At 55.8% G+C, this 22,936-nt stretch carries 19 protein-coding genes; 12 read left to right on the forward strand and 7 right to left on the reverse strand.

Going from position 1 to position 22,936, the window contains the following annotated elements; all coding sequences use genetic code 11:
* Positions 1–4: 4 nt before the first annotated feature.
* A complete protein-coding gene (locus tag NP77_RS02360; RefSeq protein ID WP_033762281.1) occupies positions 5–1,774 on the reverse strand; it encodes a GMC family oxidoreductase in 1,770 nt (589 codons plus the stop codon).
* Positions 1,775–1,810: 36 nt separating this feature from the next.
* The gene (locus tag NP77_RS02365) at positions 1,811–2,539 is read right to left on the reverse strand and encodes a gluconate 2-dehydrogenase subunit 3 family protein (RefSeq protein ID WP_008925470.1); all 729 of its coding nucleotides are present in this window, start codon (positions 2,537–2,539) and stop codon (positions 1,811–1,813) included.
* A 689-nt stretch (positions 2,540–3,228) separates the two neighbouring features.
* Between NP77_RS02365 and NP77_RS02370 the strand changes: the two genes are divergently transcribed.
* From NP77_RS02370 to NP77_RS02380, 3 genes are all read left to right on the forward strand, one after another.
* Positions 3,229–4,800, forward strand: coding sequence for an ABC transporter substrate-binding protein (locus NP77_RS02370; protein WP_039658897.1), 1,572 nt, complete (start codon positions 3,229–3,231; stop codon positions 4,798–4,800).
* A 119-nt stretch (positions 4,801–4,919) separates the two neighbouring features.
* Positions 4,920–6,422: a helicase HerA-like C-terminal domain-containing protein gene (locus NP77_RS02375; RefSeq protein WP_003850968.1), complete on the forward strand. Its 1,503-nt coding sequence runs from the start codon at positions 4,920–4,922 to the stop codon at positions 6,420–6,422.
* A gap of 26 nt (positions 6,423–6,448) precedes the next feature.
* Entirely contained in the window at positions 6,449–7,729 is a 1,281-nt protein-coding gene (locus NP77_RS02380) for a DUF445 domain-containing protein (RefSeq protein WP_039658899.1), read from the forward strand.
* Between the two features lie 9 nt (positions 7,730–7,738).
* Here the strand turns inward: NP77_RS02380 and NP77_RS02385 are convergent, their stop codons facing one another.
* Positions 7,739–8,647 carry a LysR family transcriptional regulator gene (locus NP77_RS02385; protein ID WP_039658901.1) on the reverse strand — a complete coding sequence of 303 codons (909 nt, stop codon included), beginning with the start codon at positions 8,645–8,647 and terminating at the stop codon, positions 7,739–7,741.
* 101 nt (positions 8,648–8,748) lie between these two features.
* On the opposite strand from NP77_RS02385, the gene NP77_RS02390 reads away from it, so the two are divergent.
* Positions 8,749–9,378, forward strand: coding sequence for an NADPH-dependent F420 reductase (locus NP77_RS02390; protein ID WP_039658902.1), 630 nt, complete (start codon positions 8,749–8,751; stop codon positions 9,376–9,378).
* A 315-nt stretch (positions 9,379–9,693) separates the two neighbouring features.
* Here NP77_RS02390 and NP77_RS02395 read toward each other — a convergent pair whose 3' ends face one another.
* Positions 9,694–10,539 (reverse strand): BtpA/SgcQ family protein, encoded by an 846-nt coding sequence (locus NP77_RS02395; RefSeq protein ID WP_003850977.1) that lies wholly within the window; start codon positions 10,537–10,539, stop codon positions 9,694–9,696.
* Between the two features lie 29 nt (positions 10,540–10,568).
* Here NP77_RS02395 and NP77_RS02400 point away from each other — a divergent pair, with 29 nt between their 5' ends.
* Entirely contained in the window at positions 10,569–11,450 is an 882-nt protein-coding gene (locus tag NP77_RS02400) for a PfkB family carbohydrate kinase (RefSeq protein WP_039658904.1), read from the forward strand.
* On the opposite strand, the gene NP77_RS02405 is transcribed toward NP77_RS02400, so the two are convergent.
* A complete protein-coding gene (locus NP77_RS02405) occupies positions 11,443–12,393 on the reverse strand; it encodes a substrate-binding domain-containing protein (RefSeq protein WP_003850981.1) in 951 nt (316 codons plus the stop codon). The genes NP77_RS02400 and NP77_RS02405 overlap by 8 nt on opposite strands.
* Before the next feature lie 324 nt (positions 12,394–12,717).
* Between NP77_RS02405 and NP77_RS02410 the strand changes: the two genes are divergently transcribed.
* The 6 genes from NP77_RS02410 (at position 12,718) to NP77_RS02435 (ending at position 18,846) form a co-directional block, all read left to right on the forward strand.
* Positions 12,718–13,740: a LacI family DNA-binding transcriptional regulator gene (locus NP77_RS02410; RefSeq protein ID WP_003850983.1), complete on the forward strand. Its 1,023-nt coding sequence runs from the start codon at positions 12,718–12,720 to the stop codon at positions 13,738–13,740.
* Positions 13,741–14,115: 375 nt separating this feature from the next.
* Entirely contained in the window at positions 14,116–14,862 is a 747-nt protein-coding gene (locus NP77_RS02415; RefSeq protein ID WP_003850984.1) for an ATP-binding cassette domain-containing protein, read from the forward strand.
* Positions 14,863–14,884: 22 nt separating this feature from the next.
* Positions 14,885–15,886: an ABC transporter permease gene (locus tag NP77_RS02420; protein WP_164913091.1), complete on the forward strand. Its 1,002-nt coding sequence runs from the start codon at positions 14,885–14,887 to the stop codon at positions 15,884–15,886.
* Between the two features lie 3 nt (positions 15,887–15,889).
* The gene (locus NP77_RS02425) at positions 15,890–16,969 is read left to right on the forward strand and encodes a phosphotriesterase (RefSeq protein ID WP_003850988.1); all 1,080 of its coding nucleotides are present in this window, start codon (positions 15,890–15,892) and stop codon (positions 16,967–16,969) included.
* A 12-nt stretch (positions 16,970–16,981) separates the two neighbouring features.
* Entirely contained in the window at positions 16,982–17,740 is a 759-nt protein-coding gene (locus NP77_RS02430) for a glutamine amidotransferase (protein ID WP_008925457.1), read from the forward strand.
* Complete coding sequence (locus tag NP77_RS02435) at positions 17,737–18,846, forward strand: M20 family metallopeptidase (protein ID WP_039658906.1); 1,110 nt, start codon at positions 17,737–17,739, stop codon at positions 18,844–18,846. The genes NP77_RS02430 and NP77_RS02435 overlap by 4 nt, the downstream gene beginning before the upstream one ends.
* 104 nt (positions 18,847–18,950) lie before the next feature.
* Here NP77_RS02435 and lptG read toward each other — a convergent pair whose 3' ends face one another.
* Both lptG and lptF read right to left on the reverse strand, forming a co-directional pair.
* Positions 18,951–20,027, reverse strand: coding sequence for an LPS export ABC transporter permease LptG (gene lptG / locus NP77_RS02440; protein WP_033762287.1), 1,077 nt, complete (start codon positions 20,025–20,027; stop codon positions 18,951–18,953).
* Positions 20,027–21,127 carry an LPS export ABC transporter permease LptF gene (gene lptF / locus NP77_RS02445; protein WP_033762289.1) on the reverse strand — a complete coding sequence of 367 codons (1,101 nt, stop codon included), beginning with the start codon at positions 21,125–21,127 and terminating at the stop codon, positions 20,027–20,029. The genes lptG and lptF overlap by 1 nt, the downstream gene beginning before the upstream one ends.
* A 268-nt stretch (positions 21,128–21,395) precedes the next feature.
* Here lptF and pepA point away from each other — a divergent pair, with 268 nt between their 5' ends.
* Positions 21,396–22,907, forward strand: coding sequence for a leucyl aminopeptidase (gene pepA, locus NP77_RS02450; protein ID WP_039658908.1), 1,512 nt, complete (start codon positions 21,396–21,398; stop codon positions 22,905–22,907).
* Positions 22,908–22,936 lie beyond the last annotated feature (29 nt).

Raw genomic sequence — 22,936 nt, forward strand, 5'->3', positions numbered from 1 at the left:
GCGCTTATGCCTGTACCAGTGGGCCGGGATTTTTCAGGTAGTGATCTTTGATCGCCTGCGCCGCCATCAGGGTAATTGCACCGATGGTATCGGTCGGGTTCGCCTGGAAGTTCTGCGGGAAGGCATTACCGCCCGGCACAAAGACGTTATGCACATCCCAGCTCTGCAGATACTTGTTGAGTGCAGAAGTTTTCGGGTTATCGCCCATCACTGCGCCGCCCACGTTGTGGGTAGAGACATATTTAGTGAGATCGAAATCCGCGCCCATCGGCAGGAAGCTCATACTCATGCTGTCCGGGTTCAGCTCTTTGGCGATGTTGCCGACGATGCCTTTCAGATGCTGCTGCAGCTTCAGCTCGTTCTCTTTCCAGTTAAACGTCATGCGCAGCAGTGGCAGCCCACGGTGATCGTTGTAGTTGGGATCGAGATCCAGATAGATATCGCGGTAAGACTGGCAGGTGGTGGTGATGCTGATCTTCATCGAATGACCGTACCACTCTTCCAGACCTTCCTTGTAGCCCATGCCCCAGGATGGCGTGCCTTTTGGCAGCGCGGTGCTGATTGGCGTACCGGTCGCCTGGGAGCTGTGAATCTTCGCGCCGCCCAGGAAGCCGAGCGAAGGACCGTCGAAGTTGCCTGGCGAGATATCGTTAAACATCTGGCCGGTCGCACCCGCCGTGGCGTATGGATTGAAGTTTTTATCTTTGAAGAACAGCGTCGCGCCGCCGTTCGACAGGAACGCGTAGTTACGCCCTACCACGCCCTCTTCGGTAATCGGGTTATAAGGCTTGCCGATGCCGGAGAGCAGCATCAGACGCACGTTGTAGAGCTGGAAGCTGCTCAGCACCACGATTTTCGCGGGCTGGAAGCACTCGTTGCCCTGCGCATCAATGTAGATCACGCCTTTCGCGGTTTTCTTATCATCGTTCAGCACCACCTTGATCACTTCTGCATTCACTTCATAAGAGAAGTTCGGCATGCGCTTCAGCGAATCCATGACTGCGGTCTGCGGCGACGCCTTGGAGTAGTTCAGGCAAGGATATTTACTGCAGTAGCCGCAGTAGTTGCACGGGGCGATCTGGTTGCCGTACGGGTTTTTCCATGCACGCGACACACAGGCTGACGGGTTCGGGAACGGATGGTAACCGAGTCTGGTCGCCACCTCTTTGAACATCACGTTGTTTAACGTGTCATCCAGTGCAGGCAGCGGATAAGGCTCAGAGCGCGGGCCTTCAAACGGATCGCCGCCTTCCATGATTTTGCCGCGCAGGTTGCCGGTGTTGCCCGACTGGCCGCAAATCAGTTCGAATTTGTAGTAATAAGGTTCGATCTCTTCCCAGCTGAACGGGAAGTCCATTACCCGCATATCATCCTGCAGAATGCCCGGCTTATACGCCTCGTCGACATAGGTCTTCAGTTTGATATCGGTTGGCGTCGGACGGATCAGTACCGCTGTCCAGTGCAGGCCAGAACCACCTACGCCGGTGCCCGGTGCAAACGCGCCCCATTTACGGGTGGGCAATGCGGTCTGGCTGCTGTTGTAGCGTACGGTGACCGCCACTTCGGCGGGCGTTGCAAACACTTTGTTGCGCACCGCATAGGCGTATTCATCCGCCGGTTTTGGATAGGCGAACTCGTCGTAATCACGATCGCCGCCACGCTCCAGCGCGCGCACGTCCAGACCGGCCAGCGCCAGCTCGATGCTCATCAGCGAGCCTGCCCAGCCGAGGCCGCAGACCACGACGTCGACTTCTTTTTTAGTAACCTGTGCCATGATAATCCTGTTTCAAATACCTGATGTGGAAGCGCGTTATGCGCGTTCACCTTTGATGCTGACCGGGCCCAGCGGATAAGGCACGTTGTGCTGTTTCACCCATTCGGTGAAGCTGGCACGCGCGCCCGGGAATCCGATGGCGATCCAGGCTTTCATGCCTTTATTACCGCCGTACATCGGGTCGGCCAGGTAGCCATGCTTGGTATCTGAAAGCAGCTGGCTGAAGAAATGGGAAGGTTTAAGATCGGCTTCGCCCAGCGCGGCAAAATCGATCTCGTTTTTGTTGACCTGGGTCAGCACCGCATCTTTCTCTTCCAGCGTCAGTGCATGAAACGCTTTCTGATGCGTGTTCTGCGACCACTGATTAATCAGCCGGATACCGGTCTGATACATCTGCTGTGGGCGGAACGGAATCTGATAACCCATGGTGGCCGGCGCCTGGGTATTAAAAGGCCCCTGCAGGTAGATTTCGCTGCCAAACGCCTCGCTGTGCAGTTGCTGATCGATAAAGATTGGCACGTTGGTTTCCAGCGCGCCCGGCGCTTTGCCTTTGCCGCCCGCCGGAATCAGGCGGTCGGTAGCGGCCAGAATGAACTGCCACTCATCGGCGCTGAAAAAGATCGGTTTGTAATCGGTTAACTCGGGTGCAGCCATCTCTGCAGCCTGTGCCGCAGTCATGCCTTTCAGGACCAGCTCACTTAATGGCAAAGCCAGCAGTGAACCGAGCAAAAATTTACGCCTGGTGGTGGGTTTTTCTAAAAGCATATCCGCACGACTCTCATCTGCTAAATACCCGTTTAATTTGTTATGTCGCTGAAAGGCTGAATAGAGTCAGGAAACTCCATGCAGAGATAAATGCAAACAGCACTGACGACGGCAAAACAGACAAGGGCGGGTAAAATTATGGTTCGGTGACTAACGGAACTTATCGGTTAATAACCTGGCAATATTAGGGATATAAATATTTCTGAATGTAAAAATTGAATTAAAAAGATGTCGAAGTGAAAGTTTATCATGGTGTTGCAGAAGGGTTATCGAGAGGTAAAAGATTTACATCGCTGAAATCGGGGATAAAACCGCATAAACATCGGGTATTTGGCTGATTCGACGCAGAATGGAGGGTGTTATTTTCACTCTGTCATCATCACGTCTGCTAACCGATAAAAAAAAATCATACTTCCATACAAGAAAAGCGTTTCTGATCGTTAACACTATAGTGGCTTTATCAGCCGCACAATCAGACAGTGCGCAATTTGTGATCGCATGAGTAAAAGCGTATTAATTTTGTGCATTTTAAAGTAACGACGAAATAATTACTGACAGACACTATCTTATTTTGTCTCTTTGCCCAAATCGCTGCGCAAATATTTGTGCAAAGCTCATAACAAACCGGCATTTTGAGATTATCAGGCGCCCGATAGAGTAGAGCAATCAACGGCTCAGGATAATGCTCAATGCGCAAAACACTCTTGTCACTGGTTACTGCTCTGGCACTGGTTCACCCGGCACATGCCGCCACGCCTGCTGACACTCTGGTGGTCGCTGTGCCACTCGATGGCATCATCAGTTTCGATCCGGCGGAAAGTTTTGAAACCGTCAGTAATAGCAGCCTGCGCAATATCTACCAGACGCTGCTGGAGCCGGATCACCAGAACCCGCAGAAGCTCTCGCCACTGGCTGCCACACGCTGGCAGGCCGGGAAAACGCCCCACAGCCTGGTGTTTGACCTCAACCCGCAGGCTCATTTCGCCAGCGGTCATCCGCTCACCGCGCAGGATGTTGTTTTCTCCTTAACCCGCGCCGTCAGACTCAATAAAGCGCCCTCTTTTATCCTGGGCGAGTTTGGCTGGACGCCGGAAAATATCGATCAGCAATTCACGGTGATCAATGACCACCAGTTTGAGCTGCGCTGGCCCGCGGAGATCGGCAGCGATCTGGCGCTGCGCCTGCTTACCGCGCCGGTCGCCTCCATCGTCGACAGTAAACTGGCGCAGGAACACGCCAGCAGCAACGATTACGGCAATGCCTGGCTGAAGAACCACTCCGCTGGCAGTGCGGCTTATGCCATAAAACAGTTCGTGCCGCTGCAGGCGCTGGTGCTGGAGGCCAACCCCCACAGCACGCAGAAGCCGCATCTGAAGCGCGTATTACTGAAAGGTGTGGCCGATCCCGGATCCCGGCGTCTGCTGCTCCAGCAGGGTGATGTGGATGTCGCCTGTCAGCTCGGCCCGGATCAAATTGCCGCACTGAGAAATACTGCCAATGTGCGGGTCGATGCTTTTCCGTCCAGCCTGATCTATTACCTTGGCTTTAACACCCAAAGTCCGCAGCAACCGGCGCTGGGGAATCCGGCTCTATGGCAGGCGGCTCGCTGGCTGGTTGACTATGACAGCCTGGCAAACCAGTTGCTGAAAGGTCAGTACCGCATCCATCAGAGCTTCCTGCCGGACGGCTTTGACGGTGCGCTGAACAGCACGCCGTTCCATTACGATCTGAAAAAGGCGCAGGCGATACTGCAAAAAGGCGGCATTAAACCCGGCACGCATATCGCGCTGACAGTAGTGAACCAGCCGCCTTATATTGATGTGGCGCAGGCGCTGCAGGCGAGTTTTGCCAAAGCGGATGTGAATCTCGATATCCAGCCGGTGGCGGAATCAGAGCTGTGGAGCAAAATGCGCAGTCGCGACTTTCAGGCAATCTTCACCTACTGGGGCGCGGACTACATCGACCCTAACAGTAATGCCAGCACCTTTGCCTCTAACGTGCCAGGCGGCGGTAAAACCCTGGCTTGGCGCGTCGGCTGGTCCATTCCGGAACTCAGTGCCCAGACCCGCGCCGCCGCCGGAGAGAGCGACGCCGTGAAACGCCGCAACCTCTATACCGGATTGCAAACCCGCATCCAACAGGATTCGCCGTTTGTTGTGCTGCTACAGGGTGCGGTCCAGGTGGCGGTACGCAGCAACCTTAATCACCTGCAGCAGGGCATCGGTGTCAGCCTGCTGAATTTTGAAGAGGTGCAGAAGTAAGTCCTGGTTTGAGGCCGTTGCTTCACGCAGCAACGGCTTTTTTGGTGAATAGTTCTCCTCCTGTGCCGCTCTGGCTTGCTATCCTTCAGGCATAACCTTCAGCCTGAGAGTGGAAAATCATGACTTCCCCGCTACTGATTGCCCGTACGCCAGACGTTGAACTTCATCTGTTACCGCAAATGGCCAACCGCCATGGCCTGATCACCGGCGCGACCGGTACCGGTAAAACCGTCACGCTGCAGAAGCTGGCCGAATCGTTCTCTGCCAGTGGCGTGCCGGTCTTTATGGCCGACGTCAAAGGCGACCTGACCGGCGTGGCAATGGCGGGCCAGTCCAGCGAAAAGCTGCAGGAGAGGCTGGCGAAAATCGGCGTCACCGACTGGCAGCCGCAAAGCAGTCCGGTGGTGCTATGGGATATCTTCGGCGAGAAAGGTCATCCGGTGCGTGCCACTGTCTCCGATCTCGGGCCACTGCTGCTGGCGCGTCTGCTGAACCTCAATGAAGTACAGAGCGGCGTGCTGCAGATTATTTTCCGCATCGCCGATGACCAGGGTTTGCTGCTGCTGGACTTCAAAGATCTGCGCGCCATGACTCAGTACATTGGTGACAACGCCAAAAGTTTCCAGACGCATTACGGCAACATCAACAGCGCCTCGGTCGGCGCGATCCAGCGTGGATTACTGACGCTGGAGCAACAGGGCGCGGAACACTTCTTTGGTGAACCGATGCTGGATATCGCCGACTGGATGCGCGTCGACAGCAATGGCAAAGGGGTGATCAACATCCTTTCCGCCGAGAAGCTTTATCAAATGCCAAAACTCTATGCCACCAGCCTGCTGTGGCTGCTGTCGGAGCTTTATGAGCATCTGCCGGAAGCGGGCGATCTCGATAAGCCAAAGCTGGTGTTCTTCTTTGATGAGGCGCATCTGCTGTTTACCGATGCACCCGCGGTGCTGCTGGAGAAAATCGAACAGGTGATGCGGCTCATCCGCTCCAAAGGCGTCGGCGTCTGGTTTGTCACTCAGAACCCAGGAGATATTCCCGATCGGGTGCTGGGGCAGCTCGGCAACCGCGTGCAGCATGCCCTGCGCGCTTTCACCCCCAAAGATCAGAAAGCAGTAAAAACCGCCGCCGATACCCTGCGTGCCAACCCGTCATTTAACAGTGTTGAGGCGATTCAGGCACTGGGTACCGGCGAAGCGCTGATCTCTTTCCTGGATGCCAAAGGCAGCCCGTCGGTAGTGGAACGCGCCATGGTGATTGCGCCCGGCTCGCGTATGGGTCCGGTTACCGGCGATGAACGCAACGGCTTAATCAACCATTCGCCGCTATATGGCAAATATGATACTGAAATCGATCGCGAATCGGCGTTTGAAAAGCTGCAAAAAGGCGTCCAGGCCGCCAGCGATGAAGCCGGTGCACCACCCGCCAAAGGCGACGAGGTTGCGGCAGACGATGGCATTATCGGTGGTCTGAAAGAGATCCTGTTTGGCCGAACCGGTCCGCGCGGCGGTAAGCACGACGGTGTGGTGCAAACCATGGCGAAAAGCGCCACCCGCCAGATCACCAGTCAGATCATTCGTGGGGTACTCGGCAGCCTGCTGGGTGGCCGTCGCCGATGAACCCGGCTCTCTGCTAAGATCAGGTTATGGATAAACAATACGAACTGAAACGGACGAAACGTCTGGCACTGTTGCTGTTACTGCTCGCCGCAGCCACTTTTATCGTCACCCTTTTTCTGCCCCCAGGCTTTTGGGTCAGCGGCGTCAAAGCGATTGCGGAGGCCGCAATGGTCGGCGCACTGGCGGACTGGTTTGCGGTGGTGGCGCTGTTCCGGCGCGTGCCGGTGCCCTTTATCTCACGCCATACCGCCATCATCCCGCGCAACAAAGATCGTATCGGCGAGAACCTCGGGCGCTTTGTGCAGGAGAAGTTTCTTGATACCGATTCACTGCTGAATCTCATTCGCCGTCACGATCCTTCAAACCTGCTGGCGCAGTGGCTGAATGCGCCGGGCAACGCGGACCGCATCGGCCGCCATCTGCTGCAGGTGATGCGTGGTTTCCTCGATCTGACCGATGACGCGCGGATCCAGACCTTTATGCGCCGCGCCGTGCATCGTGCGATTGACAAGGTCGACCTCAGCCAGACCAGCGCCATGGTGCTGGAGAGCCTGACCAAAAATAACCGTCATCAGGCGCTGCTGGACGCGGCTATCGAGCAGTTACTGAAGTTATTGCATAAGCCCAGTACCCGCGAGTTTATTGCCATGCAGCTGGTGCGCTGGCTCAAACGCGAGCATCCGATCAAAGCCAAAATGCTGCCGACCGAATGGCTGGGCGAACACAGCGCCGAGCTGGTGTCGAACGCGGTCGATTCACTGCTGGATGATGTAGCGCTGGATCAGGGCCATGAGCTGCGCCTCGGCTTCAACCGGGCAGTCGACAAGCTGATCGTAAAATTGCAGAACGACCCGGAGATGGCCGAGCGTGCCGAGGAGATCAAAGGCTGGCTGAAAGAGGATGCCTCATTCAACCGCTACATCGGCGAGCTGTGGAATGACATGCGCAACTGGCTCAAAGCCGATCTCAGCAGTGAGGATTCGCGGGTGCAGGAAAAAGTGCGTGGTGCAGCCTTGTGGCTGGGTGAAACCCTGGCAGCCGACCCGGCGCTGCGTGACTCGATGAATCAGCATCTGGAACAGGCGGCGCGCAGCGTGGCGCCGGAGTTTGCCAGCTTCCTGACGCGTCACATCAGCGACACCGTCAAGAGCTGGGATGCACGCGACATGTCGCAGCAGATCGAACTCAATATCGGCAAAGACCTGCAGTTCATCCGCATCAACGGCACGCTGGTGGGCGGCACCATCGGGTTGATTCTCTATCTGCTGTCGCAGCTACCCCAGTTAATCCCGCTGCTGAGCCGCTAACCGCCTGGTTTAGCCGGATGCAGGTGGATAGAGGCCAAACCCGGTGATAATGGCATTAACAAAGCTACGAATCTTCACCGTCTGACGGCGGCCCGCCGGGATCAGGACATGCATGGGGCGTGCTGGCCCGGCATAATCGGGCAGCACCTGGACCAGCCTGCCCAGCCTGATCTCTTCAGACAGAATGGTGGCCGGTCCCAGGGTAATGCCGTAGCCCTCCAGCGCTGCGTGCAGGAGCGCTTTCCAGTCATTCGATCGCATTCTTCCCTGCGGATGCACTTCTTCGACTTTCCCGGCCTGAGTAAACACCCAGCGGCAGGGTTTTGAAGGCGACCATATCCCATAAACGAGACAGGCGTGGTTCTCCAGATCTGCTGGCGTGGCAGGAAAACCGTGCCGCGCCAGATAGGCGGGTGACGCGCAGGCTATCAGCTCATAGGGCTTTAACGGATGGGCGATAATCGAACTATCGGGCAGCGCACCAATCCGGATCACCACCTCATATCCCTCTTCAAACGGATCAACCAGCCGATCGCTGAGTTCAAGATCAACCTGCGTATCAGGAAACCGATCAAGATAGCGGGTGACAAACGGTGCCAGGCTAAAAGAACCAAAGGTGACCGGCGCGCTGACCTTTAGCGTACCGGACGGACGCTGCTGCATATCCAGCGCAATTGCATCTGCTTCCTGCACTTCAGCCAGCACGATTTTGCAGCGTTCATAATAGTTGCGGCCCACATCCGTCAGGCTTTGTCGTCGCGTGGTGCGATGCAGAAGAAGTGTGCCAAGGTGCTTCTCCAGCGTGGCGATATGCTTCGCCACCATTTGCGGTGAGATGAGCAATTTCCCGGCAGCAGCGGCAAACGAACCTGATTCTGCGACGGTAACAAACACGTTCATGCTGGTGAGCCGATCCATGATTCCCTCCTGTTGGTTGTTTATATTGCGTCCGTTTGTCGATTTATTCACCTCCTGTTTTTAATTAAGGTCAGGACGTGAAACTCATCGAGGAACAACCCATGAAAATAGGCATTATTGGCGCAGGTTTTGTTGGCCGGGCGATTGCAAAACTGGCGATTAAAGCGGGACATGAGGTGATGCTCAGCAACTCGCGCGATCCACGAACGCTGTTCAGTCTGAAACCGATGATTGGCTGCGAAACCGGTACTGCCACCGAGGCTGCAAACTTCGGCGAAGTGGTCGTGATCGCTGTGCCGCTCACGGCAACTGAGCACCTCCCGGCAGCGGAGTTACGGGGAAAAATCGTGCTTGATGCGGTCAATTACTATCCCGACCGCGATGGCGACATCGAAGAGCTACTTAGTGGTGGCATCAGCACCAGTGAACGGCTTGCCCGCCAGTTTCCCGGCAGCCGGATCACCAAGGCATTTAATGCCATCCGCATGACCGATCTGGAAACCCAGGGCCTGCCCCCGGGCGATGCGAACCGTCAGGCGCTACCGCTGGCGGGAGATGACAGCGAAGGAAAGGCTATCGTCACGGCGCTTTATGATGCCTTTGGGTTTGATGCGGTGGATGCGGGCGCGTTAGCGGAAGGCTGGCGTTTCGAGCGTGCGACACCCGCCTATTGTGTCGCACTCAGCAGAGAACAACTTATCAGGACACTTTTGGAGACCACCCGGCGCTAAGCATAAACAGCCTGTGGGTATAGAGAAAAGCGGCTGAAACCGTCATTCGCAGACGGCTAATAAACGTATGCTCCCTGAGCTGGCACGGTTAGCCAACTAAAAAGGCCGCTTTCGCGTAATGCCGATCAGTTAAGACAGAAATGATCGGTTGAACGATCCAGTGGCTGAGTGAAAATCCTTAAAGAAGCATTATCCGCGGGCGGTAAAAAAGAAACCGCAGCGTTACCCGCTGCGGCGTTCTTAAAAGCTTAACTGACAAGCATTACGCCTCATCAGCAGGGTTTTTTGTGGTCTGCGCCAGGTGATAAACGGTGGTTAAGCCGGATCCAGCGCAGCCTGTGCGATCGCCATAAAGTGTTTTACCCTCTCGCGATCCACATCGTTCCACCAGACACCATCCACCTTAAGTGCACTGGCCACAATTACGGCCTGCGTGCGGCCCAGAATCTGGCAGACGTTAGCGGGTGTGACGCCCGACCCCACCAGCAGTGGTAAGGTGGTGGCGGCGCGGATCTCGTCGATTTCCTCCAGTGTGGCGCTGTCACCGGTGCGCTGTCCGGTGGCGATAACTGCATCTGCTTCAAAGAAATCAACATCGCGTGTCAGTTCCTGAATGGAGCGATCGGCCACTATCGCATGGCTGCCGTGTTTAACGTGACTGTCGGCAAACACCCGAATATGTTCGGCGCGCAGCTGGCTGCGGTAGCGCAGCGCTTTCGCGGCAGCCCCTTCAATAAAACCTTCGTTGGCGATATAAGCATTGGCCCACTGATTGACGCGGATAAAATCCGCCCCGCCCGCCAGCGCGGTGGCAAAAGCAGGTAATGCAGCGTTCGCCAGCACGTTAATACCCAGCGGCACGCCGAAACGTTCGCGTACTTTTTCCGTAATCACCGCCATCAGCGCCGGCGTTTCCGGGCCGATATCCTCAGGTTTGGAAAAAGGAATATCGCCATGATTTTCCACAATCAGGCCGTGAACGCCGCCCAGAATATAGTTTTCCGCATCACGTAATGCTCGATCAATTATCGCGCTGACGGGTTTACCGCGATATTTAGGCGAACCCGGAAAAGGGTCACAGTGAATAACACCAATAACAGCTTTAGGACGGGAAAATATCGCTTGTATTGCATCAATTTTTTCTGCTGATATAGCAACCATCGCTTCTTAATCCTGTTCAGGAAAACACTATGCGTGTTTATGTGGCTGGTAATATTACTGTCGATGAAACCTGGTCTGTTACCGATATTCCAGCTAAGGGCGCCTCTGTTCACGGTTATCAACGTTCGCAGGATATCGGCGGCAAAGGCGCGAACCAGGCGATCGTATTATCCCGCTGCGGCATCGAGACCTGTTTACTTGCCGCGATCGGTCATGACAGCAATGGAAAATGGATCCGTCAGCAGCTCATGAACGAGCCCGTGACGTTATTGCCCACGCAGTCCATTACCGCGTTGAGCGACACCTCACTTATTCTGCACAGCGCCGATGGCGATAACGCCATTATTACCAGTAAGACGGCGGCCGAGGCGCTGGATATTGATACGCTTCGCCACCATCTTGCCAGCGCGCGTCCGGGCGATCTGCTGGTGCAGCAGGGCAATTTCTCCCCTGAGAAAACCCATGCGCTGTTCAGTCTGGCTAAGTCCCAGGGACTGATTACCGTCTTTAACCCCTCGCCAGTGCACGCCGGTTTTGCCGCATGCTGGTCGCTGGTGGATATCGCCGTGGTCAATCAGCACGAAGCGCAACAGTTACAGCCCGATGCAGTAAACACAGTGGTGACTACGCTCGGAAGTGCAGGTGTCTGGCTCACTCAGGGCGACCAGCGAATATTCTGCCCGGCGCACCCCGCCGATGCAGTAGATACCACCGGCGCAGGCGATACTTTTCTGGCCGTGATGCTGGCTTCCGCGATCCTGCGCGAGGGTGACATTGATGCATTAGCACTCGCGCATGCCAGTCAGGCTGCTGCGCTGACCGTCAGCCGTTATGGCACACGTCAGGCCTTTCCCACTGCAGAAGAGCTCGCCGCACTGCTCCAGTCAGGCGGCGAGTCAGCGATTACTTAAACATCGCGCGGTAGCTGTCCACGTTAGCTTTGGTTACCACTGTGGCCGGCACCAGAATGGTTTTTGCCACCGTTTTGCCCGACGTAAGCGCGTTCAGCGCTTTTACTGCCTCTTCACCCATCTTTTTCGGATCCTGCTGCAGCACGGCCGTGACATAACCGCCATCAATGCCGCTGATGGCTTTTGAGGTCAGATCCCAGCCAAAGACTTTGATTTCCTTCTGGCGCCCCTGATTTTCAACGGCAGCAATCGCACCCAGCAGAGCGGGTTCACCGGTCGCGTAGATAGCCGTTAAATCCGGGTTACCGGTAATCAGGTTTTCTGCTGCTGTCATCGCAGTATCCTGCACGTTCTGACCATCAACCACATCCGCCACGGTGATACCCGGATTGCTCTTGATGGTTTCTTCAAACCCTTTCTGACGCTGGTTCTGTACGGCCGAATTCAGTGCGCCCACAATGCCCAGCCGCGCTTTGCCGCCCATATCTTTCGCCACGTAGTCGACAAAATATTTACCAATAATTTTGCCGCCTTCCAGGTTATCCACGCCCACCTGTGCTGCCTGCGGCCCCGCTGGTAATACCGCATCAATGGCAATCACCGGTATTTTAGCTGCCGCTGCTTCTTTTATGGCTGGCATAATGCCGTTGACGTCAATTGCATCCACCATAATGCCCTTCACGCCCTGCTGAATATAATTTTCTATCGCATCGTTCTGCGACACGGGATTATCGTTGGCATTGAAGATCACTAAATTTTTACCACTTGCTTTCGCTGCTTCCTGGGCGCCCTTGTTCATCTGATTAAAAAACAGGGCCTGCTGATTAATCTGAACCAGCGCATATGTGGAAGCGGCTTGCGCCAATGAAAATAACGAACCCGCAGACAGTAAGCCGGTTGCCAGTGCAACAGCGCGCAGTTTTCTGGTGTTAAATGCCATCATCTTAAAATTCCTCGTCGGGAATGAGAGATAACCAGTCGATCTCCGCATCGAAATGCAGAGGGATTATTGTTGGCGGGCAAATATCGTCTGAATGGCTGCTTCAGCCAGGACCTGAATAATCGACTTTCTGCACACCGTCCATTATGGTGCACGTATGAAAGAGAGTAATCGGGCTTGGGAGTGACTCCCGGGTAATGCGGTAAACTGCCTCTAACATTCGCTTCTGCTTAAATTTTGTCAAGCGATTATTTTATCGTCAGCGGTCAGGGAAAAAACTGTATTCGCTGCGCGCAACTGTGTTACTGATAGCCGATTCCGGGCAAGATGGCAGATGATATGAGTAAAAAACGGGTGCTGTTATCCGATGTTGCAGCGCTGGCCGGACTGTCAAAAGCGACCGTTTCCCGCTATATGAATCAAAGCATTATCCTGCCGCAGGAGACGATCGACCGCATTGAAGCGGCGATTCGCCAGCTGGATTATCGCGGTAATAGCCTGGCTCGTCGCCTGAGCAAGGGCGGCAGTGAAACCCTGGGGCTGGTGCTACCCGATATTACCAACCCCTTCTTTGCCGAACTGGCGGATGCCGCCGAAGAAGCCGCCTCTGCCCATGGCTACAGCCTGGTGCTCTGCATTACCCGAAACCACCCTGGCAAAGAGAGTCAGTTTATCCGCTGGCTGGATACCTGCCAGGTGGACGGCCTGCTGTTTACCACCAACCATCCTGATAACGGCCTGTTACGTAAAGAAATTAACCGCCACCAGCGCATCGTGCTGCTGGATGAAGATATTCCGGGTAGCGTGGTGCCTAAGGTCTTTGCCGACAACGTTCAGGGAGGCCGGATTGCTACCGAAAACCTGATCGCCGCAGGTCACCGGCACATTGCCTTTGTCGGCGGTCCGGATGAACTGATGAGTGTGCGTGAACGCTATCAGGGCTTTTGCACCGCCATGGAGCAGGCTGGCCTGCATGTCCTGCCTGAATGGGTGATGTATGGCGAATACCAGCGCGAGTTCGGTAAACAGGCGCTGGAACGGCTGTTTAGCTGCGCTGAGCGCCCTACCGCCGTCTTTGCTGCCAGTGATTTTCTCGTGCTGGGATTGATGGATGGCCTGCGCGCGCGCGGACTCAAAGCACCCGAAGCGCTGTCGCTGGTGGGCTTTGATGACGCGACCTATGCCGACTTCACCCAACCCCGTATTTCAACCATCCGCCAGCCGGCACGGGAGCTGGGCCGCATGGCGGTAGAGATTATGTTGCGTATTCTGAATGATGACCTGTCGATCCCCGCCGAAACCCGCCTGCCGGTAGAGTGGGTGGCGCGTGACTCGATCCAAATTTGTTAACAACGTCCCAGAATGGCGCAAAAGCGCACAGCTTTGGCGCAAATAATGAGCTTTTTAATTTCTCAGGTTTATAGTAAGTAAACCGGTTTACCTAAAATAAAATGTTAAATGCATTTTATTACAGTTAGTTAGACCGCGAGTGTAGCGCCTGTTCACAGGCTGGCACGGAAGCTGCAATGTCGTACCTGGCAAACAAATATCGTTGTAGCGTGTTGTTCTGTGTGTTGAGACAAAGGTTTTATCCTGCAGGTAAACCGGTTTACAAGGGTGTAAACCGTGCCGGATAACCCTTTTTACATGCAGATTGACAGTCCTGTTAGCGGTGATGGGAGTAATCACATGCAGCAAGCACAAACTGCCCAGACACGGGTAGAGATGGTGAATATTACCAAGACCTACGGCGCGATACGGTCGCTTCGCGGCGTAAACCTGCAACTGGCTAAAGGTGAAGTGCTGGGGCTGGTGGGCGACAACGGCGCGGGCAAATCGACCCTGACAAAGGTGCTGTCAGGGGCTGTCGTGCCAACCAGTGGTACGATTCGTATTGATGGTGAGGACCAGCATTTCAGTAACCCGGCGGATTCTCGCCGCTGCCATATCGAGATGGTTTATCAGGACCTGTCGCTGTGCGATACCGTCGATGTGGCAGGCAACCTGTTCATGGGACGTGAGCCGATGAAGTCCATTCTCGGCATTCCGTTTCTGGATGAAGAGAAAATGCACGCTGATGCACGGGAGATGCTGAAAGGGCTGGGGATTTCTATCCCGGATACCCGGCTGCTGGTGCGCAATTTATCCGGCGGGCAGCGCCAGGCGATTGCCATTGCGCGCGCGGCCGCTTTCGATCCCAAAGTGCTGATCATGGATGAACCTACCGCCGCGCTGGCCGTCGCCGAAGTGGAGGCGGTACTGGAGTTGATCCGCCGGGTGTCAGCACGTGGCGTGAGCGTCATCCTGATCACGCATCGCCTGCAGGATCTGTTCCTGGTCTGCGATCGCATCATGGTGATGTACGAGGGCACCAACGTGGCGGAGCGCCGGGTGGCCGATACGGACCTGACTGAGATCGTCAATTTGATCGTGGGTGAAAAATTTGTCGCCCGCTCGGCCGCAGCGCACTGAGCGAGGTAACAGGATGACTATTATGAATCTGAGCAGTTCCCGTATGGCACAGCACTCGCTGCCGCGTCGCCTTCTGCATAACCACTCTGGCGTAGTCAGCATCGCGCTGTTTTTCGTATTCTGCTGCGTGGTGTTTTCCCTGATCACCGGCAACTTTCTCAGTAGCGCTAACTGGCTGAATATCATCCGTCAGAGTGCGCCATTGCTGATCGTCGCCACGGCAATGACGCTGGTGATCACCACGGGTGGGATCGATCTTTCCGTGGGGTCAACACTGGCCCTTGTCGGCGCCTTGTCCGCTATCGCCCTGAATAACTGGGGCCTGCCCTGGCCGGTGGTCTTGCTGGGCGGCCTGCTGCTGGGTGCGCTGGTCGGTGCTATCAACGGCTTTTTTATCGCCTATGAAGGCATTCCTGCCTTTATCGTCACGCTGGCGACGCTGGCGGTGGTGCGCGGCGTGGCGCTGCTGATCACTCAGGGTTACTCCATTCCCATCCCCGCTGATAGCCTGTTCGCCTTTATGGGACGCGCATGGGTGCTGGGTGTGCCGATGCCTGCGCTGATTGGCATCGTGGTGCTGGTGGTCGGCCATATCGTGCTGAACCATATGCGTTTTGGTCGCTATGTCACGGCAATTGGCGCAAATGCAGAAGGTGCGCGCCGTAGCGGGATTAATACCAAAGCCGTCACCATGAAAGTTTACATCATCAGTGGTATGGCGGCGGCGCTGGCGGGCATGATCATCACTGCTCGCCTGGGCAGCGGCTCTTCTAACCAGGGCGAAGGCTTTGAGCTGCAGGTCATCGCTGCGGTGGTGCTGGGCAGTACCAGCCTGTTCGGCGGCTTCGGCACCGTTGTTGGCACGCTGTTAGGCGCGCTGTCGATTGCCATCATCCAGAACGGCCTGATTTTGTCGCATATCTCCCCGTTTTATACGCAGATCGCCACCGGTACGATTATTCTGCTGGCCATCTGGCTGAACACCCGCATTCTCAACCCGACGCGGTCGGCGGCGAAAGGATAGCGCATGAAACATTCTATTTTTCGCCATCCCGATCCGCTGCCACTGGGTATCAGTAGCGGCTATGTGATGACCGTGCTCGGCCCATTGCCGGTGAGTGAAATGGGCGTAACGCTGATGCACGAACATATCCTGCTGGATGCCTCAGGCAAATGGGTGCCGCCCTGCTGCTGCGGCGATCGTCATCTGGCGGAAATGCCGGTCAGCATTGAAAACCTGGGCGAACTGTCACTCAACCCGCTTATCAGCCGCGACAACTGTCAGCTGTTTGATGTGGATTTGGCGATTGAAGAGCTGATGAAGTTCCGGGCGCTGGGCGGCGATACGGTGGTGGATCCCACGAATATCGGCATTGGCCGCGATCCCAAAGCCCTGCAGCGGATCGCGCGCCTGACCGGGCTGAATATCATCATGAGCACCGGGCTGTATCTGGAACCGTCACATCCTGACTGGATGAAAACGATCAGCATTGAAGCACTGACCGACAAGCTGATTTACGACCTGGGCGGCAGAGAAGATAAACCCGACGTGCTGGCAGGTCTTATTGGTGAGATCGGCGTTTCCAGCCGCTTTACCCCCAATGAAGAGAAATCCCTGCGGGCTGCAGGCCGCGCCAGCGCTGCGACAAATGTGCCGATTGAGGTGCATCTGCCCGGCTGGGAGCGTCTGGGTCATCGTGTACTGGATATTCTTGAAGAAGAAGGGGCTGACCTGCGCCATGTCGTGCTGTGCCATATGAACCCCAGCTTTGCGGATAAGCGTTACCAGCGCGAGCTTGCACAGCGCGGAGCCTTCCTGGAGTACGACATGATCGGCATGAGTTATTACTACGCCGATGAATCTGCACAGTCGCCGTCCGATGAGGAGAATGCCCGCGCCATTCGCGAGCTGATTGATGACGGCTTTATTGAACAGGTGTTGTTGTCGCAGGACGTGTTCCTGAAAACCATGCTGACCCGCTACGGCGGTCATGGCTATGGCTACATCCTTAAACATTTTGTTCCGCGCCTGAAACGCCATGGCGTCAGCGGCGAACAACTTGAAACCTTACTGATTGCTAACCCACAGCGCGTTTTTGGTGGGTAAGGGAGAACCGTAATGCAGAAGAAAATTTTACTGGTCGGTGAGTCCTGGACCAGCACGTCCGTTCACGTCAAAGGCTTCGATCAGTTTGCCACTGCTACCTGGCATAATGGCGCAACCGACTTTATGGCAGCGCTGGCCGACAGTGATTATGCCATCACCTACATGCCCGCTCATGCTGCCGCCACCGAGTTTCCACTCACGCCTGATGGGCTTTCGCAGTGGGACGCGATCATTCTGTCCGACATCGGTGCGAATACGTTGCTGCTGCACCCGGATACCTGGCTAAAGAGCCAGCGCACAGCGAACCGCCTGACACTGATCCACGACTATGTGGCCGCAGGCGGCGCACTGATGATGATTGGCGGCTACTTTAGTTTTCAGGGTATCAATGGCGGTGCGCGCTATCGCAACACGGCCGTGGAGAAAGTCTTGCCGGTACGCTGCCTGGCCTGGGATGACCGCATTGAAACGCCTGAAGGGGCTTATCCCAGCGTCACGGAATCTCACCCGCTGTTTAGTGATATCCCCAACGAATGGCCATGGTTACTGGGTTATAACGAGGTGGAAATGCACCCTGAAGGCAAACTGCTGGCGACCATTGCCGGCACGGAACATCCGCTGCTGGCGGTGCGCGAATATCAGCAGGGCCGTTCACTGGTCTGGACCAGTGATATGTCGGCGCACTGGCTGCCGCAGGAATTTGCACAGTGGCCGGGTTATCGCCAGCTGTGGATCAACTGTCTGGACTGGTTAACGGTGCGTGGCGAATGAGCCAGAGCCTGATACTGGCGCAGCAACTGCTGCGTTTTGACACCATTAATCCCCCGGGCAATGAAGCAGCCTGCATGCAGTTCCTGGCAGACTGGCTGACGCAGCGTGGCTTCGACGTCACCCTGTCGACCTTCGGTGAAAACCGCCTGAACCTGATTGCCAGCCTGCCTGGCAGCCTGCCTGGACCGAAGTTAGCGTTTACCGGCCATCTGGATACGGTTCCTCTCGGCAACGCCGACTGGCAGTACGATCCGTTTGGGGAAGTTGTGGGCGACAGGCTATATGGGCGGGGATCGAGTGACATGAAGGCCGCCGTCGCGGCTTTTGCCGTCGCCTGCGTGACGCACCAGCAGGCAATTCAGCAAGGGTCGGGTGTTGTCCTGTTGATCACAGGCGGGGAAGAGACGGGGTGCGACGGCGCGCAAGCACTGATTGATACCACCGACCTGCCCGAGGTTGGCGCATTGATTGTCGGCGAGCCTACCAGCAACTATCCGGTTATCGGCCACAAAGGCGCACTCTGGCTACGCTGTGAAACCCGGGGCAAAACAGCGCACGGCGCGATGCCTGAGCTGGGTATTAATGCCATTTATCTGGCGGCGGAGGCACTGGGCAAGATTCAGCACTTCTCACCCGGCGCACCTCATCCGCTGATGAAGCAGCCAACCATTAACGTCGGACGCATTGCCGGCGGTCTGAACATTAATTCCGTGCCCGATCGTACGCAGTTTGACGTGGATATCCGTAGCGCGCCCAATCTGCATCACGCAGCAATTCGTCAGCAATTGACAACATTACTGGGAGAGAGCGTCACGGTGACGACACTGGTGGATCTGCCAGCGGTGTTGAGCGAAGAGAATCAGGCCTGGATTCAGTCGGTTTATCAGCACTGTCAGGCATTACATGACGCCCCGCTGACACCGCGCATTGTGCCCTACTTTACCGATGCATCATTACTGCTGCCCGCGCTGGGCACGCCGCCCTGTATTATCCTGGGTCCCGGCGAGCCCTCAATGGCACATCAGACCGATGAGTATTGCCTGCTGACTCGGTTAGCAGAAGCGGAAACGCTGTATGGTGCAGTGATAAACGACTGGATGCGTTGATGCATTAATGAAGGGATTTATGACACTGCGGGATGACTGAAATGGCACAGGGTGCGTGCCATGAAAAAGGCCGCCCTGAGAGGCGGCCTTTTTGCGGCTGACTGTTAGCGCCGCTTAATCAACATAAACATACTGATCGCGAAGAACGCAAAGCTCGGCAGAATCGCGCCCAGAATCGGCGGCAAGCCGTAAACCAGGCTTAGCGGGCCGAAAATCTGATCCAGCACGTAGAACAGGAAGCCAAAGCTGATACCGGTGACGACACGCACACCCATCGACACGCTGCGCAGCGGACCAAAGATAAATGACAGCGCCATCAGCATCATCACCGCGACGGACAGCGGCTGGAAGATTTTGCTCCACATATTCAGCTCATATCTTCCCGCTTCCTGACCACTCTGCTTCAGATATTTACTGTAGCTATGGAGACCGCGAATCGATAATGCGTCTGGATCCAGCGCGACGACACCCAGCTTATCTGGCGTCAGATTGGTTTTCCATTCGCCAGTCAGGCTCTGTGAACCGGTAATCTGCTTTGGATCGGTGAGGTTCGACTCATCGACCTGGGAGAGCAACCAGCGTTTTTTGTCTTTGTCCCATGTGGCCGTCGCCGCGTAACGTACACTCTGCAGACGACGCTGGTCATTGAAGTTGTAGATACTGACGCCATCAATTTCGTTGTCGCCTTTAATGCGTTCAATATAGATGAAGCTATTGCCATCTTTCGCCCACAGACCATTCTGCGTCGAGACCAGTGCGCCACCGTAAAGCTGCTGCGCCCGGTAGTTACGTGCCATCTGCTCGCCAGACGGCGCGACAAACTCGCCAATCGCCATGGTCAGCAGCACCAGCGGAATCGCTGTTTTCATGACTGACAGCGCCACCTGCATACGGGTAAAGCCCGCCGCCTGCATCACCACCAGCTCACTGCGCTGCGCCAGCGCGCCCAGTCCCAGCAGAGCACCCAGCAGCGCCGCCATCGGGAAGAAAATCTCAATATCTTTAGGCACGCTGAGAAGCGTGTAATAACCGGCGCTCAGCGCGCTGTAGCTGCCCTGGCCGGTTTTACGCAGCTGATCGACGAACTTGATGATGCCGGAAAGCGACACCAGCATGAACAGCGTCAGCATGATGGTATTGAAGATGGTTTTACCAATATAGCGGTCAAGTACGCGAAACATCAGACCGACCCTCCGCGGGTAAAGCGGGCGCGAATCCGACGCATCGGCACCGTATCCCACAGGTTAAGGAGCACCGCCAGCACCAGATAGCTGATATTCACCACCCACATCCAGAGCGCCGGATCGAGCCGCCCTTTCGCCCCGCTCGACTTCAGCGAGCTCTGCAGCAGGAAGAAAATCAGATAGAGCAGCATCGCAGGCAGCATTGACAGCACGCGCCCCTGACGTGGATTCACCACACTGAGCGGCACGACCATCAGCGCCATCACCAGCACCGCGAACACCAGCGTCAGACGCCAGTGCAGCTCAGCCTGGAAATCAGGTGTTTTATTCGCGACCAGGTCGCTCAGGCTCGCCTGCTCTGAATCGTTAGGGTCAAGCGTTGCCGCTTTATAGCCCACAATCGCCTGATAGTTGGTGAAGTCGGTAATACGGAAATCACGCAGCAGTGCGGTGCCCTCAAAGCGGGTGCCTTTATCCAGCGTCACCACCTGCGAGCCATCTTTACGCTGTTCCATGTGGCCGCTGTCAGCCAGCACCACCGAAGGGCGCGCGTTGCCTTTTGGCCGTAACTGCGCCAGGAAGACGTTACCAAAGTTGTTGCCCTTCACATTCTCGACAAACAGCACGGCACTGCCGTCGCCGGAGGTCTGGAACTGTCCGGCGGCCATGGCTGCCGCACCTGGATTGGCTTTGGCGTTCTGCGTCACCTCATCCTGATAACGGGATGACCATGGTCCCAGCCAGATGACATTAACCGCTGCCACCACGGAGGTGAACAGCATCAGTATCATCGCGGCTTTCACCAGGACGGCCTTACTGAGGCCGCAGGCGTGCATCACGGTAATTTCACTTTCCGTGTAGAGACGCCCCAGCGTCATCAGAATTGCCAGAAACAGACTTAAGGGCAGTATAAGTTGTGCCATTTGAGGCACACCGAGTCCTAACAATGTCAGAACGAGGTTTGTCGGCACTTCGCCATCCACCGCGGCACCCAGGATCCTGACTAACTTCTGACAAAAGAAGATGAGTAACAGGATAAACAGGATAGCCAGCTGGCTTTTGAGCGTTTCCCGAACCAGATATCTAATGATGATCACGCTTAGTACGCCTGTGAAAACTTGTCTTTTTGCAGGAAAATCGCTAGTTTCAACGCTTATCAGCCATTTTTCTTCATCAATGGCCGTCGCCGTAGCTAAATTTGTATGAAAAACGCGTCCGGGTGGTGAAAAAACAACATCTTGTCACCCTGATTCATTATGACCTCCAGCGGCAGAATGTCATGCTGCGACAATGAATAAATGGGTCATGAGCGCGCTACATTCTAGCGGCAGCAGCGGCCGTTGTCTTTAAGATTCAGGAGAGTGCATGGAGTTCAGTGTAAAAAGCGGAAGCCCGGAAAAACAACGCAGTGCCTGCATTGTCGTTGGCGTTTTCGAACCGCGTCGTCTGTCACCGATTGCCGAGCAGCTGGATAAAATCAGCGACGGCTATATCAGCGCCCTGCTGCGCCGCGGCGAGCTGGAAGGAAAAGTGGGCCAGACACTGCTGCTGCATCATGTGCCAAATATCCTGTCAGAGCGTATTCTGCTGATTGGCTGCGGTAAAGAGCGTGAGCTGGATGAACGCCAGTACAAGCAAGTCATTCAAAAAACCATTAATACGCTGAACGATACCGGCTCAATGGAAGCGGTCTGCTTCCTGACCGAGTTGCATGTCAAAGGCCGCAATACTTACTGGAAAGTGCGTCAGGCGGTGGAGACTTCTAAAGAGGCACTCTACAACTTTGACCAGCTGAAAAGTAACAAAGCAGAGCCGCGTCGTCCGCTGCGCAAACTGGTGTTTAACGTGCCGACCCGCCGTGAACTGACCAGCGGCGAACGCGCAATCCAGCATGGCTTAGCGGTTGCAGCCGGTATGAAAGCAGCGAAAGATCTCGGCAACATGCCACCCAATATCTGTAACGCCGCTTATCTGGCGTCACAGGCACGTCAGCTGGCGGACGCTTTCAGTAAAAATGTCACAACCCGCGTGATCGGCGAACAGCAGATGAAAGAGCTGGGCATGAACGCCTATCTTGCGGTCGGTGCCGGTTCACAAAACGAATCGCTGATGTCGGTGATTGAATACAAAGGCAATCCGGATGGGGAAGCGCGGCCGATTGTACTGGTAGGCAAAGGGCTGACCTTTGACTCCGGCGGCATCTCCATCAAGCCTGCCGACAGCATGGATGAAATGAAGTATGACATGTGCGGCGCAGCCGCCGTCTATGGCGTGATGCGTATGGTGGCAGAGCTGAATCTCCCACTGAACGTGGTCGGCGTGCTGGCGGGCTGTGAAAACATGCCGGACGGACGTTCAATGCGTCCGGGCGATGTGCTGACCACCATGTCTGGCCAGACCGTTGAAGTGCTGAATACCGACGCCGAAGGCCGACTGGTCCTGTGCGATGCGCTGACCTATGTCGAACGTTTCGACCCGGAAGTGGTGATTGACGTGGCGACGCTGACCGGCGCCTGCGTGATTGCGCTGGGCCATCACATCAGCGGCCTGCTGTCGAACCACAATCCGCTGGCGCATGAGCTGATTAGCGCATCAGAGCAGTCAGGCGATCGCGCCTGGCGTCTGCCGATGGCGGATGAGTTCCAGGAGCAGCTGGAGTCCAACTTTGCCGATATGGCGAACATTGGTGGCCGTCCTGGTGGCGCGATTACCGCCGCCTGCTTCCTGGCACGTTTCGCCCGCAAATATAACTGGGCGCACCTGGATATCGCCGGCACTGCCTGGCGCTCCGGTAAAGCCAAAGGCGCCACCGGACGTCCGGTGCCGATGCTGTCGCAGTTTCTGTTGAATCGGGCAGGATTGAACGGCGACGACTAAGCGCCCTCTTTTCTGACAGCAAGGGCGGA

The sequence above is a fragment of the Pantoea sp. MBLJ3 genome, assembly GCF_000816655.1.
Classification (GTDB): domain Bacteria; phylum Pseudomonadota; class Gammaproteobacteria; order Enterobacterales; family Enterobacteriaceae; genus Pantoea; species Pantoea eucalypti.

Coding starts and splice junctions, on each gene's coding strand:
- NP77_RS02360 (WP_033762281.1), bottom strand. CDS start 1,774: ATGGCACAGGTTACTAAAAAAGAAGTCGACGTCGTGGTCTGCGGCCTC.
- NP77_RS02365 (WP_008925470.1), bottom strand. CDS start 2,539: ATGCTTTTAGAAAAACCCACCACCAGGCGTAAATTTTTGCTCGGTTCA.
- NP77_RS02370 (WP_039658897.1), top strand. CDS start 3,229: ATGCGCAAAACACTCTTGTCACTGGTTACTGCTCTGGCACTGGTTCAC.
- NP77_RS02375 (WP_003850968.1), top strand. CDS start 4,920: ATGACTTCCCCGCTACTGATTGCCCGTACGCCAGACGTTGAACTTCAT.
- NP77_RS02380 (WP_039658899.1), top strand. CDS start 6,449: ATGGATAAACAATACGAACTGAAACGGACGAAACGTCTGGCACTGTTG.
- NP77_RS02385 (WP_039658901.1), bottom strand. CDS start 8,647: ATGGATCGGCTCACCAGCATGAACGTGTTTGTTACCGTCGCAGAATCA.
- NP77_RS02390 (WP_039658902.1), top strand. CDS start 8,749: ATGAAAATAGGCATTATTGGCGCAGGTTTTGTTGGCCGGGCGATTGCA.
- NP77_RS02395 (WP_003850977.1), bottom strand. CDS start 10,539: ATGGTTGCTATATCAGCAGAAAAAATTGATGCAATACAAGCGATATTT.
- NP77_RS02400 (WP_039658904.1), top strand. CDS start 10,569: ATGCGTGTTTATGTGGCTGGTAATATTACTGTCGATGAAACCTGGTCT.
- NP77_RS02405 (WP_003850981.1), bottom strand. CDS start 12,393: ATGATGGCATTTAACACCAGAAAACTGCGCGCTGTTGCACTGGCAACC.
- NP77_RS02410 (WP_003850983.1), top strand. CDS start 12,718: ATGGCAGATGATATGAGTAAAAAACGGGTGCTGTTATCCGATGTTGCA.
- NP77_RS02415 (WP_003850984.1), top strand. CDS start 14,116: ATGGTGAATATTACCAAGACCTACGGCGCGATACGGTCGCTTCGCGGC.
- NP77_RS02420 (WP_164913091.1), top strand. CDS start 14,885: ATGAATCTGAGCAGTTCCCGTATGGCACAGCACTCGCTGCCGCGTCGC.
- NP77_RS02425 (WP_003850988.1), top strand. CDS start 15,890: ATGAAACATTCTATTTTTCGCCATCCCGATCCGCTGCCACTGGGTATC.
- NP77_RS02430 (WP_008925457.1), top strand. CDS start 16,982: ATGCAGAAGAAAATTTTACTGGTCGGTGAGTCCTGGACCAGCACGTCC.
- NP77_RS02435 (WP_039658906.1), top strand. CDS start 17,737: ATGAGCCAGAGCCTGATACTGGCGCAGCAACTGCTGCGTTTTGACACC.
- lptG (WP_033762287.1), bottom strand. CDS start 20,027: ATGTTTCGCGTACTTGACCGCTATATTGGTAAAACCATCTTCAATACC.
- pepA (WP_039658908.1), top strand. CDS start 21,396: ATGGAGTTCAGTGTAAAAAGCGGAAGCCCGGAAAAACAACGCAGTGCC.